Consider the following 311-nt stretch of genomic DNA (forward strand, 5'->3'; position numbering starts at 1 on the left):
CCTATATTCCATTAGAATTAGGTCGGGTAAAAATAGTTGACGCTGAGGATAGTTCTGTTTTTGCTAACACTCCTTTTATAAAAGTTAGACATTTAAAAGATAGTGAAGTTAAAGAAGAAAGAACAACAACTACTTATCCTAATATAATATTCCATTAGATAAAAAAACCGATTTTATAACTCAATAATTTTAATTTAATTTTTCTAAAAATAGCAACCTTTAATTAGGTTGCTATTTTTTTATTATTTTTTTAAAATTATAAAAATGGATAAGAAATTTTTAGAATTTAAATTAAAAAATGGTTTAGAAGT

Source organism: Patescibacteria group bacterium (assembly GCA_026415775.1).
GTDB lineage: Bacteria > Patescibacteriota > Minisyncoccia > UBA6257 > JAAZHW01 > SKW32.